Raw genomic sequence first — 13,307 nt, 5'->3', positions numbered from 1 at the left:
TTACTTTATTGTATGGTAACGAAAAGAACATAGATTAGCTAGCAACTTGCTCACCAACACAATAAAAAGATCCGAACGATTGCTCGTTCGGATCTTTCTTCAACTAAACTGCTTTTGTCTCAGCCTATTTCGTTAATTTAACACCGTAATTTTCACTGTACGACGTCCGAATGCTTTTGCAGCTGACTCAGAAGGTACTAATACGTCAATTCGATATCCTTTAATCGCACCGCCCGTATCACCTGCTGTTGCCACTCCGTATCCTTCTACATATACTTTCGAACCTAATGGAATAACGGATGGGTCTACCGCAATAATTTTATGAGTGCCTGAACTTACATTTTGTCCAGTCGCTGTTACGCCGCTGCAGCCTGCACAATTAGCTGTATAAGCTGTTGCTTCTACATACATTTCTTTTCCAGAATGCTTTTGTGTGCTTTCTTCTTTTTTCGTTTCTTTTGCTTCTGAAGAAACGGCTGCTTTCTTCTCTGTAGCCGCAGCTGTTTTCACTTCTTGTTTCGGCTCTGTTTTTACTTCTTTCTTAGCTGTTGCTAATTCAGCTTGACGCTTTGCTTCTGCATCAGCCTCAGCCTTTTCAGCCGCCTGCTGTTTTGCCACTTGCTCAGCTTGCTTTTGAGCTGCTTCTTTTTCTTTTGCAATCTTATCTTGAATGCCTGTTAGTTCAGACTGAAGATTTGCTTTTTCTGAAGAAGCTGCATCAATTTCATTTACGACCGTACTGTATTTTTCTTGCATAGTTGTTAACGTTGCTGTTTGTTTCGCAACGTTTTTATCTAATTCAGCTTGTTTAGCCGCTAAGCTACTTTTTGCTGCTTCTAATACTTTTTCTTGCTTATCAATTTCTTTTTTATCTTTTTCAATTTGATCTAAGTCATTTTGATGCTGCTTTAAAATATCATTATCTGCTGACAATAAAGTTGTGACCGCACCCATACGTGCAACAAAATCTCCAAAGTTATCAGCATTCATTAATGTATCAATAACAACGCTTGTTTTATCGTCCTGCTGTAAAGCAACTAATCGATTTTCAATAATATCTTTACGACTTAACACTTTTTCCTGAAGCAACACGATCTCTTTTTTCTTTTTCTCAATCATTTTGTTCGCTTCTGAAATCTGCTTTTCAGTCGATGCTAACTCTTTTTTATTGCTAGAGATTACTGTATGTAATGAATTTAATTGTGACTGTATGTTTTGAACATCTGAATTGATAGACTGTTTCTCTTTCTCTTTTTGTTGAACAGCCTTTTCTGTTTCTTTAATTTTATTTTCAGTAGTCTGGAGCGCTTCTTCATTCGATTGGGCGTGAGTCTCTGTAATGCCGGTCATGAAGAAAATTCCTGTGACTGCTGCAAGAGTCATACGCTTAAAAATTTTCATAAAGTAATAGTCCCCTTTCCTCATAGACATAGTTATACCATAAAAAACTAGCTGTTTATGTTACAATACAGTTAAAAGTTTCCCATAATCTGTATAACCAAGAATCTCTTTCTGGGAATTTACCACCAAAATCCCTTGATAGAGAGGTTTACTGTTTATTAAAAAAGATATATTTTTGTCACAAAGGGGGCAAAATTACTCTTTAAAAATCGAAATAAACGCTTATTATTACAGCTATATTACAAATTTTTCACAGAAAATTATGTGTTTTACCGTCTTTTTTCGGTGTTTTTTACTTTTTATTACATAAATTCCACCTACATAATTCCTACACTATTTATAAAGTTGTGACTTTTTCACTTCTTTTTTACACTTTATATATATAAAAAGACGCCCATAAATCAAATGAGCGTCTTTTTTCTTCACACGTATAAAGCCATTATTTTTCAGAGGTTACTAGTTTTAAAGGCACTGGAATTTGCTTATCTACTTTTTTGCCTTGAAGAACATTTTTAGCAGACTTTACGGCAAGTTTACCAATTAAAACAGGCTGCTGGGCTACAGTTGCTCCTAGTTTCCCTTCTTTTACTGCTTTAATTGCATCATCGTTTCCATCAAACCCTACTACTAACACATCTTTTCCTGAGCTGTTAATCGCTTGAATAGCTCCTAATGCCATTTCATCATTGTGAGCAAATACGGCTTTGATACCAGGGTTTCCTTGAAGAACATTCTCCATAACGTTTAAGCCTTTTGTACGGTCAAAATCAGCTGACTGTTTAGCCGTAATATCTAGCTTTTGATCTGCAACGTTATGGAACCCTTTTCCTCGTTCACGAGTTGCTGAAGCTCCCGGCACGCCTTCAAGTTCTGCTACCTGAGCTTTTTCCCCTACTTTTTTCACAATGTAATCAGCAGCCATTTGACCGCCTTTTACATTATCTGAAGCTACCAGTGTTTCCACTTTTCCTTTTTCTGCTGAACGATCTAGCGTAATAACTGGAATGCCTACATTGTTAGCCGATTGTACAGCTGTTGAAATAGCAGCTGAATCCGTTGGGTTAATAAGCAGAATGTTAACACCTTGCTGCATTAAATCTTCCACATCGTTAATTTGTTTTGCTGAATCATTTTGAGCATCTACTACAACTACTTCCATGCCCAGTTTTTTTGCTTCTTTTTGTACCCCTTCTTTTAGCGAAACAAAGAACGGATTATTTAATGTAGAAACGGATAAACCAATTTTAATATCTTTTAAATTTTTACTTTCAGATGGCTTCGCCCACTCAGGAGGCTGAAGTGAACAAGCCCCTAACAGTAATAATGAAAATGATAATAGCACGAGCCAAATTTTCTTCATGTTTTTCCCTCCTAAGCTGACTTTTTGCGATCAATTAATACCGCGATTAAAATAACAATTCCTTTTACAACCATTTGGTAAAATGACGAAACGCCGAGTAAGTTCAAACCGTTGTTTAACGTTCCGATAATCAGCGCACCAATTAACGTTCCAACAATGCGTCCACGTCCTCCAGAAAGGCTTGTTCCCCCCAGTACTACTGCAGCGATAGCATCTAACTCATAAGACGTACCTGCCGTTGGCTGAGCAGAGTTCAAGCGAGAAGTCAAAATCGCTCCTGATAGCGCTGCCAATAATCCTGCTAATGAGTAAATCATAACCTTAACTTTCGGAACTTTGATTCCTGAAATAAATGCTGCTTTTTCATTTCCACCGATTGCATATGTTCTACGGCCAAACGGTGTTTTATGCAAAATCACCCATAGGACAGCAAATGCTAGTACCATCGTAATCGCTGGAACAGGAATGCCTAGGAAATAGCCTCGGCCAAATAATTGGAAGTAATAGTTTTCACCTAAGCCCGTAATCGGATTTCCATCTGTATAAACAAGCGTTAACCCTCTAAAAATTGTCATCGTCGCTAGCGTCGCAATAAACGGCGCCATTTTTCCTTTTGTAATAAGTAAGCCATTAATCATACCCATTACAGCTCCTAACACACATCCTATTAAAATAGCCAAAATAGGATCTACACCTGACACAATCATACCTGCCATTAACGCACTTGATAGAGCAAGTATAGAGCCAACCGATAAATCAATTCCACCTGTTAAAATAACAAATGTCATACCGAATGCAATTAAAGCATTAATGGCCACTTGACGCAGCAAGTTTAAAATATTTAAAGGTTCTAAAAAGCTTGGATTTAAAATCGATACAATGACAATAAGAATAAATAGACCTAGTAACGGACCTAGCTTTTGCATCACGTTATCAACGCGATTTTCTTTTATCGCTGTGTTTGCTTTCATTTTACTGACCTCCTGTTGCAAATGTCATAATTTTTTCTTGAGTTGCTTCTTCACTTGTCAGTTCACCTGTTATTTTTCCTTCATGCACAACCAAAATGCGATCGCTCATGCCGAGTACTTCCGGAAGCTCTGAAGACACCATGATAATAGCCACGCCTCTGTCTGTCAGTTCATTCATAAGCTGATAAATTTCACGCTTTGCCCCGACGTCAACTCCTCGCGTCGGTTCATCTAAAATCAACACTTTTGGTCCAATGCCAATCCACTTGGCAATAACTACTTTTTGCTGATTTCCTCCCGATAAGTTACCTGCACTCGTCTCAGACGACTCGGTTTTAATCGTTAAACGTTTAATAAGCAAATCTACAAATTGCTGCTCGCTTTTTTGTTCAATAAAGCCTTTTGGCGAAAAGCTGAATAGACTTGGAAGCGCAATATTTTCTCGAATAGAAAAATCCAGAACGAGCCCTTCTGTTTTACGATCTTCTGTAATGAACCCGAGACCTAATTTAATGGCTTGGTCAGGCTTTGTGATACTGACCCGTTTACCATTTAAGATAATTTCGCCTTTTTCTAACGGATCAAGCCCGAAGATAGCGCGCATAATTTCGGTTCTGCCAGCTCCCATTAGTCCCGCAACGCCGACAATTTCTCCTGATCGCACTGAAAAATGAACGTCTTGAAATACACCTTTTCTCTCCAAGCCTTTTGCTTCAAATACAACGTCTCCCTTAGGAGATGTCCTAGCAGGAAATCGATCCGTTAGCTCTCTTCCTACCATTTTGCGAACAACATCATCGAAGCTGGTTTCTGGAATCGGCTTTTTGTCTACCGTCTGTCCGTCACGCATGACCGTAATGGAATCACAAATAGCAAAAATCTCTTCCATACGATGTGAAATATAGACAATCGATACACCTTGTTTTCGCAGCGCATTAATTACGTCAAATAACTTTTGAATTTCTCTTTCAGTAAGCGCTGCGGTTGGCTCATCCATGATAATCACCTTTGCATTCGTCATCAGCGCTTTGGCTATCTCAATCATTTGCTGCTGTCCGACAGAACAAAGTCCCGCTTCTTGATCAAGCGGAATGGTCACAGCTAATTTTTCAAACTGTTTCTTTGCTAACGCTTTCATTTCTTTTGTTTTTAAAAAACCTAAAGGCGTTTTTAATTCTTTGCCGATAAACAAGTTCTCAAGCACCGTCATTTCAGGCCAAACGTTCAGCTCTTGATGAATAAAGGTAATTCCGTTTTGTTCTGCTTCTTTTGGATTTTGAAAATACGTCTCTTTGCCATCAATCAGAATCTGCCCTTCATCTTTTTTATGAAGGCCGGTTAAAATATTCATCAGCGTAGATTTCCCCGCTCCATTTTCCCCCATTAGTGCGTGAACTTCACCTTCATGTAATTCAAAATCCACGCCCCTTAGTACACGGTTTGCTCCAAAGGCTTTATGAATCCCTCTCATTGCAATATGCATGCTGTTCACCTCTTTTAAAAAATAACTCCCGCTTGTAAAATGCAGTTTGCATAAGGAGTTGCTTCTCCTGTACGAATCACAACTTTCGTTTTGCTTGTCAGCATTTTTAATTGTTCATGCGATACTTCTTCTACTAAGATGTTTTGCTTCTCCATCAGCTCGTAAGCCTTTTGATTTCTTTCTTTCATTTCAGAAGCAATCACTATTTTTTCTGTAGCCATATCTTCTAGCACAGCTATTACTACATCTTCAAAGCTAGGCACTCCTAGCTTTAAAGATAAATCAATTTTAGGCACGTCACTAGGAACAGGTAACCCTGCATCTGCAATGACAATAGTGTCTGTATGACCTAGATCTGTTAGTATTTTCGTAATATGACTGTTAATCATTCCGTGGCGTTTCATTTACAGACTCTCCTCCACTTCTTTTCGAGTAGGCATACCGCCTTGCGCACCAAATTTAGTGACGGATAGCGAAGCTGCGCGATTAGCAAACTGAATTCCTTTTTCAAAGCCCATTCCTTCGGCAAGTGCCACAGCAAGCGCTGCGTTAAATGTATCTCCTGCTCCTGTTGTATCAATCGTTTCTACTTGATAAGAAGGAACCAACACTTCTTTCTCGCCGTTAAAATAGCGTACACCTTGTTTTCCTTCTGTAATAAACAATTTATTTGGATACTGTTTTAATACTTCTTCTTTTTCTTTTCCTTCAAATAAAAGCTCTGCTTCATGTTCATTTGGAGTGATGTAAGAAACTTGTTCAATCACTTCTGCTTTTAATGGTCTTGCAGGCGCTGGATTTAATAAAAGCGGTACTTTAAGTTCCTGACAAAGCTGAGCAACATATTCAACCGTTTCTTCTGGAATTTCTTGCTGAATAAGTACGATATCAGCTTCTTTAATTTTTTCTTTTGCTTTTTCTACGTAGTCTGGAGTAATATAATCGTTTGCTCCTTTGACAACTACAATGCTGTTATCTCCTTCAGCGAGTATAATGTGAGCTGTTCCGCTGTCTGAATCTGTAACCGGTTTCACATTTTCCACGGATACACCGTTTGATTTGAAATTCTCCAGGATTGCTTTTCCATAATGATCCTCGCCCACACATCCAATCATACTCACATTCGCTCCAAGACGGGCTGCTGCAACAGCTTGATTCGCTCCTTTTCCTCCCGGAACGGTTTTAAATGATTCTCCTAACACTGTTTCTCCAGCTCCAGGACGAATATTTGATGTTACTACTAAATCCATTGATGAACTTCCAATCACAGTTACTTTAGCCATGTTCCTCAACCTTTCGTGTCGTATTTCGTTCAATAAACGTAACGGGTAGTTGTACTTGCTTTTGAATTAAAGGTTCTTTCTTAATGCATTTCATTAACAGACCTGCTGCTTGCTTGCCCATTTCATAAGCAGGCTGACGAATTGTAGACAGCGCTGGAAACGAAAAGCGGCTTTGCGGAATATCATCAAAACCAATCACTTGAAGATCATCAGGCACGCTTTTTTCTAATCGAAACGCCTCGTGTAAAACAGCTGTGGCTACAATGTCGTTACTTGCAATGATTCCGTCTGTTTCAGGATACTTTTGAAAGATTTCCTTTGCCCATTTCTGCGCATCGTCAAACGCTAGAGAATTTGTATTTAATACGTAAAAGTCTGCATCAGACTGACTCAAAACAGACAGAGAGCCTTGAAAACGTTCCTGAGCAGGCTTTACATTTACTGGACCTTTGATAAGGGTAATTCTTTTACTTCCTCTTTTGATTATTTCTTCTGCAGCAAGTTTCCCACCTTCAAAACCATCAGCATAAACAGATGGATACTGATCAGAACTTCTATCTAAAAACACGACGGGAAATGTAAGACCTTCATACAGTTTCTGAGCTAGACTTGTTGTTGCCGTAATCATTCCTACTACATGATTTTGCGTAAACGTTTGGAGATAGGTTAATTCTTTCTCTAACTGCTCATCACTATTGCCAAGAATTAAACGAAATCCATGGCTATGTACTTCATCTTCTATTCCACGTGCAAGCTGAGGGAAAAAAGGGTTTGTAATGTCGGGCAGCAAGAGACCAATCAAACGTGATTCACGTGTATAAAGCGAACGGGCTACTTCGTTAGGGCTGTAGTTTAATTTTTGAATTGTATTCATTACTCGCACACGCGTGTCTTCTTTTACATACCCTGTACTATTTAAAACGCGCGAAACGGTCGCAACGGACACACCTGCTTCTTTTGCTACATCACGAATCGTTACCACTTTATTTCCCTCCTTTCATATATGTAACCGTTTACACAAATAATATCATGGAAAAGTGAAGTTGACAATCTTTTTAACAAAAAAAATCACTTCATTAAGAAGTGATTTTTCTTTCATTAGATATTAGCGTCTAGTTTCTTAAATAATTTCAAAAATTGCTCTTGATCTTTCGGCTCATAGCAAGAAAAGAAATGAGCAATCATCTTTTGCACAATTTCATTTGCTTCTTCAATCACTTGTTCACCTTTAGCAGTTAACTCAATGTTTACCTTACGGCGATCCTCTTTAGAGTGATAGCGTGAAACTAACTCTAAATCTATTAAACGAGTAATAACAGGAGTAATCGCACTAGGCTTGACGCGCATCTCTTCTGCCAGCTTAGTTACCCCAATGTGACTGCATTTACCGATAATTAATAAGATATGATATTGAAAAGGTGTAATCCCTTGTGAAAGTAACCTTTCTTTTATCTCTGTCATTACCTTTTTGTTAAGGGATATCGAAATTCTCTGGACCTCTTCAATAAATGTGAGCTGTTCCATGTTTTGACGTCCCCTTTCTTATAATCAGGGAGTCGATGTTAACATGTCAGCCCCCTGCTGCACTCCAAGCGAAACCTAACCTGGGGAGAGCGGCTGGTTTCGTAGAATGCTTATAACCTATTTTCTATCTCTTTTATTCCGTACTATTATAATAGAAGAAACTCATTCATTATCGTTTTTCTTAAACGATCTTAAAGCCTTACGAAAAGCGTCATCATTCATAACATCACGTTCTTCTTTTGTAAAAACCGTGTCGTCTTTTTCGCCTTCTCTAAACTTTTGCAGCACTTGACGATACATATCATCGTTCATGACATCTTTTTCTCTCTTATGTCTAGATGTTCTTGTTTCCATCTTCGTCTGCGGCTCTTTTGGTTCTTCTTTTGGTGCTGCAGGTTTTTCTTCTGCTACTTTTTTCTCTGCTACTTTTGGCTCTTTAGGAGCATTTGAAGCAGCCGCTTCTTTTTTAGGTGGAACTGTACGCTGGCGCTTAGAAGATGATGCTTTGGCATTCATAGTAATAATTAGTACAACCAGAATCACAGCTACAACGATCAGTAAAATACCTAACATACCGTCACCTACTGTCCTTGTGTCATTCGTTTAGTCACTTGAACAACACGTTCTCCTAATGCTTTACCCAGCGCTTGGTCGTTCTCTGTTAATAATTCGTCACCTTCGATTGGACAAGTAATTCCAACACCGTAATAAGTACCGTAAAGCGCATTTTCTGGGATGTTACCTGGTAATCCAGCAATAATCATACCTTGATGAAGCATAGGTGTAATTAAATTTAAAAGCGTCGCTTCTAAGCCACCGTGCGTTGTAGCTGTTGTACAGAACACCGCACCTACTTTATTAATTAATTTACCTTCTGCCCATAGATAACCTAATTTATCGATCCACGTTTTTAACCCTGAACTAATTGTTCCAAAATGCCCTGGGCAGCCCCAAATAATAGCATCCATTTCAGGCAGTTCACGTACATCTGCATCTTCGACATGCTTTACATATACGGTTGCTTCTCCAGACAGCTCGGCCCCAGAAGCAATCGCTTTTGCTAATGCCTCTGTATGTCCGCCTTCACTATCATATACGATACAAATTTTCATCCTTTATCCCTCCGTTGCTTATGAGTTCATATCTTTTGGTGCCGGTAACATACGAATATCGTCTGTTGTTTCTTTTTCTGTCTCTTCTACTTCTACTACTGCATCTTTACGAACATCACGTAGGAAGAAACTTAAAACCAATCCAATAATGGCGATAATAACTGTCCAATAAAACGCGTCGTTAATTCCTTGTACAGTTGCTTGCGCTTGAACTTTTCCAGCTAATGTTGTTAAAGCTTGTTTTTGCGCTTCTGTTTGAGAAAGGTGAAGCGTTTGAGCAATCTTTTGAACAAATACCTGGAAGTTATTCATAAAGAATGGATCGGATGTAGTCATTGAACTGCTCATTTCATTCACATGATATGTTGTGCGATTTGTAAAGATTGTAGTCATTAAACTGATACCGATTGAACCACTCACCTGACGAAGCGTGTTCGCCATTGATGTACCATGACTGCTTAATTTTGCCGGCAGCTGATTTAAACCAGCCGTCATAATTGGCATCATCAATAATGACATACCGAATGCACGGATCATATAAATAATAACAATATGACTAAACGGTGTTTCAAGCGTTAATTTTGTAAATTCAAATGTTGTCACAACTGTAATCAGCATCCCAACAATCCCTAGTGGGCGCGGTCCTAATTTATCAAACAGCGTACCAGAAATTGGTGACATAACTAACATAACAAGTGCACCAGGCAAGATTAATAAACCTGAATCAAATGCTGAATAGCCACGAATATTTTGCAAGTAAATTGGCAACAAGAACATACCAGCATACATGCTAATTGTGATGGCAATACTAATGATATTAGATAATGAGAAAATACTGTATTTAAACACTCTCACATCAAGTAACGGACTCTTAAGTCGAAGCTGCTGCACGACAAAGATGATTAATAAGACAATACCGCCAATCATCGTTGACAATACAACTGAATCCGTCCAGCCATCGTTTCCAGCTTCACTGAAGCCGTATAGAAGTAAAGCCATACCTGCAAGGGATGTAAACACAGAAATTAGATCTACTTTTACATTTTGAGGTGGTTTAATATCTTTTAATTTAAAAGCTGCAATAATAAGTACGAGTGCACCTAGTGGCACCATTCCCGTAAATAAAATGTGCCAGTCATAGTTTTGAATAACCCATCCTGAAAGCGTCGGTCCAATTGCCGGAGCGAACATCATGGCTAAACCAAAGATACCCATTCCTTTCCCGCGCATATGAGGAGGGAAAATAAATACGATAATGGTCATAACTAGAGGTGCTAGCACTCCGCCTCCGACTGCTTGAACCAGACGTCCGATTAGCATAATCGAGAAAGTAGGCGCAATTCCGCAGATAAGTGCACCTATTGTAAAGCAGGCCATTGCAAATAAGAATAAGCGACGAACTCCAAAACGTTCAATTAAATAGGCTGATAATGGAATAAGTGCACCATTTACAAGCATATATCCTGTAAGCAACCACTGTGCGGTATTAGCCGTGACGCCAAACTCTGTAATCAGATGCGGAATCGCAACATTTAGCAGCGTTTGGTTTAAAATTGCTAAGAACAATCCAAGCATAAGTACGACTAGCAGCGGGATATGCTTTTTAACTGAGCTTTCCTCTGGTTGTATCGTGTTTGCTGACATCAGTTCCTTCCTCCTTTCTTCTCTTCTTAATCATGTACGTTCTTAGTTTTTAGAGATTTTAACTTCTGCGTTCATACCTGGTAGTACGTTTTCAGAGTAGTTAGAAATAGAGATTTTAACAGGAACTGTTTGTGATACTTTAGTATAGTTGCCGTCTGAATTAGAGCTTGGCATTAATGAGAAAATTGAGTTTGTTGCATAACCGATTTCTTCTACTTTTCCATCGATTGTTGTTTTAGTATCTCCGTCAACTGTTACATCAACGTCATCGCCAGCTTCAATATCTTTTAATTTGTCTTCTTTAATGTTTGCAATGATGAATAAGTTATTCATATCTACTTCGCTAGCAATTTGTTGACCAGCTTGAACCATTTGATTTTCTTTCACCTGTGTTTTGATGATTTTACCATCTTCTGGTACTGTAACTGTTTTTTCCCCATCTTCTGATTGGATTTTAGCTACCTCATCGTCTTTTGAAACATCTTTACCTTCTTCAATGTTCCAGCTTGCTACTTTACCTGCCGCTGGCGCTACTACTGTATAAAGGTCTCCGGACACTTTTGCATTGTCTGTGGATACATAATTAGATTTTTGAATATAATAGTATCCCCCACCAATAATTAAAGCTAATACTACAATAATTCCGATAAAGTTCATTAAAATTAAACGCCCTCTTGACATTTATTTTACCTCCTTAATATTTCATTCAGTTAAGTATTACGCTAGATAACTTTATCACAAAGATATTTAGTTGTAAATAACTTTGATTTTAATTTATTTTTAAAACTAAACATTTATGTTTCATAAAGTTTTCCCGACTGAATACTTTACTACATCTTTAACTGAAATACAACTTAAAAGTTTTGGTTTCTTTACAAGTACTTTACTTTACTTTAAAGTTAGATATATAAGCATAGGGTTATACACAAAAACAGCTCCTTTTTTTGGAACAAACTCCCTATATACATAAACCACAATAGGTAACTAGCAGCAATTGTTTAACACCTATAATGATAAAGAAAAGGTGATTATGATGGATCAGCAGTTAATAGATAAACTAGAAAAACTCGACCAAGTTAAAACCTCATTATTTGAACTCAAACGAAAGCTCTTGGAAGATAAAATCAGTGAGCAGCCCTATAATTTGACCATTACGAAATTTTTAATTCTAAAATTTATTGGAATCAGCTCTAAACGTATGGTAGCCGAAATTTCTTCAAACCTAAAGCTAACCTCTGGGGCTACTACCATTTTATTAAATCAATTAGAAGATGATGCACTCATTAAGCGCGTACGTGACCAAAAAGACCGCCGAATTGTATGGATATCCTTAACAGAGGCTGGCGAAACATTAGTGAACTATGTAATTGAGCAGCGAAATTTATTTTGGCAAGACATGCTTTTTGCTCTAACTCCTGAAGAACAGGATGAGTATCTCCGCATGCTTGAAAAAATGGAAAAACGAATTAGACAAACGGTAGATCGTTAATGATAAAAAGAGGCTGGGACATAACGAGATGAATTCAATCTAAAGACGAACCGTGAATCAAACATGTTGATTCACGGTTCGTTTTTCACTTGGACTCAAATACTTTTGTTCCAGCCTCTTTTTGTGACATGCTACCATTGAAGGGTTTAGAAACCTTTGTGTTTGCTGCCTTTAAAATTCAGGATTATTTTTCAAAAATCCCTTCCAAGCCTGTGCTGTAGCTTTCTCAATTTCTCCTTTGGAAGCATGAAGCCTCTTAGCGCTATCTCCATGGCCAATTTCGATTTCACCTTTTTTCAATTCTTCAAATATTGAATCAGCAAAGTCCTCAAGCGGCGCTCCAAATGTATGAAGTCCCGGTCCTCCTAAATCCGTGTTCACGGCTGGAGGAAGAATTTCTATCACTTCGGTATTTGTTTCCTCTACTTGATGTCTTAAACTAATCGTAAATGACCTTAACGCCGCTTTTGTTGCGCTGTAGATTGGCACCCATGCTCCAGGTGTTAAAGACAGTCCCGACGTTACGTTAATAACCGCAGCCCGTTCTTGTTGAACAAAATGAGGAATCAGTAGCGAAGTTAAATGAATAGGAGCACTTACATTACTCATTAGTTCTTTTTCGTAATACTTCCACTCTTCGTGCATGTGTAAAAGATTTACGCGCTGCTGAATGCCTGCATTATTTACAATAACATTTAATTTTGGGAACGTTTCAGTCGTCCATTTTACTAGCTCTACTCTACTTTCTTCTATTGATACGTCGCACACTTTTGTATGTAACGAAGGGAATCTTTCTTTTGCTTCTTGCAGCTTTGATTCCCTTCTTCCACAAATAATGACTTCGTTTCCTTCATTTAAAAAACGTTCTGCAAGCGCCAACCCAATTCCAGACGCTCCGCCCGTAATTAAAATAGTGTTTCCTGACATTTTCATTACTTTTCCTCCTCGTTCAGCCATCATATTTCCTTTTTAATAAACAAAGCGCTACTGCATGAATGACAATAGCGCTTTGTTTATTATTTATCTTACAAGACGTTTTA

14 protein-coding genes are annotated in these 13,307 nt (G+C 38.2%); 1 reads left to right on the top strand and 13 read right to left on the bottom strand.

All coding sequences use genetic code 11. The features are described 5' to 3' along the window. Positions 1–132: 132 nt before the first annotated feature. The 12 genes from ACOZIR_RS13875 to ACOZIR_RS13820 all read right to left on the bottom strand — a co-directional run bounded on the left by ACOZIR_RS13875 (position 133) and on the right by ACOZIR_RS13820 (position 11,459). Positions 133–1,401 carry a 3D domain-containing protein gene (locus tag ACOZIR_RS13875; RefSeq protein WP_274863322.1) on the bottom strand — a complete coding sequence of 423 codons (1,269 nt, stop codon included), beginning with the start codon at positions 1,399–1,401 and terminating at the stop codon, positions 133–135. Between the two features lie 439 nt (positions 1,402–1,840). Then, positions 1,841–2,761 carry a ribose ABC transporter substrate-binding protein RbsB gene (gene rbsB / locus ACOZIR_RS13870; protein ID WP_014461376.1) on the bottom strand — a complete coding sequence of 307 codons (921 nt, stop codon included), beginning with the start codon at positions 2,759–2,761 and terminating at the stop codon, positions 1,841–1,843. Positions 2,762–2,772: 11 nt separating this feature from the next. Continuing rightward, positions 2,773–3,732: a ribose ABC transporter permease RbsC gene (gene rbsC, locus ACOZIR_RS13865; protein ID WP_025749709.1), complete on the bottom strand. Its 960-nt coding sequence runs from the start codon at positions 3,730–3,732 to the stop codon at positions 2,773–2,775. Position 3,733: 1 nt separating this feature from the next. Next, positions 3,734–5,215 (bottom strand): sugar ABC transporter ATP-binding protein, encoded by a 1,482-nt coding sequence (locus ACOZIR_RS13860; protein WP_045294914.1) that lies wholly within the window; start codon positions 5,213–5,215, stop codon positions 3,734–3,736. A 14-nt stretch (positions 5,216–5,229) separates the two neighbouring features. Next, positions 5,230–5,619: a D-ribose pyranase gene (rbsD, locus tag ACOZIR_RS13855; RefSeq protein ID WP_045294915.1), complete on the bottom strand. Its 390-nt coding sequence runs from the start codon at positions 5,617–5,619 to the stop codon at positions 5,230–5,232. Then, positions 5,620–6,498, bottom strand: a complete 879-nt coding sequence (gene rbsK, locus ACOZIR_RS13850) for a ribokinase (protein ID WP_045294917.1) — start codon at positions 6,496–6,498, stop codon at positions 5,620–5,622. Further along, complete coding sequence (locus ACOZIR_RS13845) at positions 6,491–7,480, bottom strand: LacI family DNA-binding transcriptional regulator (RefSeq protein WP_013081939.1); 990 nt, start codon at positions 7,478–7,480, stop codon at positions 6,491–6,493. The genes rbsK and ACOZIR_RS13845 overlap by 8 nt, the downstream gene beginning before the upstream one ends. A gap of 116 nt (positions 7,481–7,596) precedes the next feature. Further along, the gene (locus tag ACOZIR_RS13840) at positions 7,597–8,022 is read right to left on the bottom strand and encodes a MarR family winged helix-turn-helix transcriptional regulator (RefSeq protein ID WP_028412182.1); all 426 of its coding nucleotides are present in this window, start codon (positions 8,020–8,022) and stop codon (positions 7,597–7,599) included. A gap of 162 nt (positions 8,023–8,184) precedes the next feature. Further along, complete coding sequence (locus ACOZIR_RS13835; protein WP_275036849.1) at positions 8,185–8,595, bottom strand: hypothetical protein; 411 nt, start codon at positions 8,593–8,595, stop codon at positions 8,185–8,187. 8 nt (positions 8,596–8,603) lie between these two features. Next, positions 8,604–9,134 (bottom strand): NAD(P)H-dependent oxidoreductase, encoded by a 531-nt coding sequence (locus ACOZIR_RS13830; RefSeq protein ID WP_013055626.1) that lies wholly within the window; start codon positions 9,132–9,134, stop codon positions 8,604–8,606. Between the two features lie 18 nt (positions 9,135–9,152). Then, positions 9,153–10,778 carry a DHA2 family efflux MFS transporter permease subunit gene (locus ACOZIR_RS13825; RefSeq protein ID WP_114894296.1) on the bottom strand — a complete coding sequence of 542 codons (1,626 nt, stop codon included), beginning with the start codon at positions 10,776–10,778 and terminating at the stop codon, positions 9,153–9,155. A gap of 42 nt (positions 10,779–10,820) precedes the next feature. Further along, on the bottom strand, positions 10,821–11,459 hold the full coding sequence (locus tag ACOZIR_RS13820) for an HlyD family efflux transporter periplasmic adaptor subunit (RefSeq protein WP_028412179.1): 639 nt from the start codon (positions 11,457–11,459) through the stop codon (positions 10,821–10,823). A 352-nt stretch (positions 11,460–11,811) separates the two neighbouring features. Here ACOZIR_RS13820 and ACOZIR_RS13815 point away from each other — a divergent pair, with 352 nt between their 5' ends. Then, entirely contained in the window at positions 11,812–12,267 is a 456-nt protein-coding gene (locus tag ACOZIR_RS13815; protein ID WP_025749716.1) for a MarR family winged helix-turn-helix transcriptional regulator, read from the top strand. 171 nt (positions 12,268–12,438) lie between these two features. On the opposite strand, the gene ACOZIR_RS13810 is transcribed toward ACOZIR_RS13815, so the two are convergent. After that, positions 12,439–13,200 (bottom strand): SDR family oxidoreductase, encoded by a 762-nt coding sequence (locus ACOZIR_RS13810; protein ID WP_045294922.1) that lies wholly within the window; start codon positions 13,198–13,200, stop codon positions 12,439–12,441. Positions 13,201–13,307 lie beyond the last annotated feature (107 nt).

It is taken from the genome of Priestia sp. D3YE.R1, assembly GCF_049199565.1.
In the GTDB taxonomy this organism is placed as follows: Bacteria; Bacillota; Bacilli; order Bacillales; family Bacillaceae_H; genus Priestia; species Priestia aryabhattai.
Note: the sequence above shows the minus strand (reverse complement) of the source record. Positions and strands in the feature narration are given on the sequence as shown.

Bases quoted from the DNA above. Each gene is read 5' to 3' on its own strand.
- rbsK (WP_045294917.1), bottom strand. From the start codon at position 6,498: ATGGCTAAAGTAACTGTGATTGGAAGTTCATCAATGGATTTAGTAGTA.
- rbsD (WP_045294915.1), bottom strand. From the start codon at position 5,619: ATGAAACGCCACGGAATGATTAACAGTCATATTACGAAAATACTAACA.
- ACOZIR_RS13840 (WP_028412182.1), bottom strand. From the start codon at position 8,022: ATGGAACAGCTCACATTTATTGAAGAGGTCCAGAGAATTTCGATATCC.
- ACOZIR_RS13810 (WP_045294922.1), bottom strand. From the start codon at position 13,200: ATGAAAATGTCAGGAAACACTATTTTAATTACGGGCGGAGCGTCTGGA.
- rbsB (WP_014461376.1), bottom strand. From the start codon at position 2,761: ATGAAGAAAATTTGGCTCGTGCTATTATCATTTTCATTATTACTGTTA.
- ACOZIR_RS13860 (WP_045294914.1), bottom strand. From the start codon at position 5,215: ATGCATATTGCAATGAGAGGGATTCATAAAGCCTTTGGAGCAAACCGT.
- ACOZIR_RS13835 (WP_275036849.1), bottom strand. From the start codon at position 8,595: ATGTTAGGTATTTTACTGATCGTTGTAGCTGTGATTCTGGTTGTACTA.
- ACOZIR_RS13830 (WP_013055626.1), bottom strand. From the start codon at position 9,134: ATGAAAATTTGTATCGTATATGATAGTGAAGGCGGACATACAGAGGCA.
- ACOZIR_RS13875 (WP_274863322.1), bottom strand. From the start codon at position 1,401: ATGAAAATTTTTAAGCGTATGACTCTTGCAGCAGTCACAGGAATTTTC.
- rbsC (WP_025749709.1), bottom strand. From the start codon at position 3,732: ATGAAAGCAAACACAGCGATAAAAGAAAATCGCGTTGATAACGTGATG.
- ACOZIR_RS13820 (WP_028412179.1), bottom strand. From the start codon at position 11,459: ATGTCAAGAGGGCGTTTAATTTTAATGAACTTTATCGGAATTATTGTA.
- ACOZIR_RS13815 (WP_025749716.1), top strand. From the start codon at position 11,812: ATGGATCAGCAGTTAATAGATAAACTAGAAAAACTCGACCAAGTTAAA.
- ACOZIR_RS13825 (WP_114894296.1), bottom strand. From the start codon at position 10,778: ATGTCAGCAAACACGATACAACCAGAGGAAAGCTCAGTTAAAAAGCAT.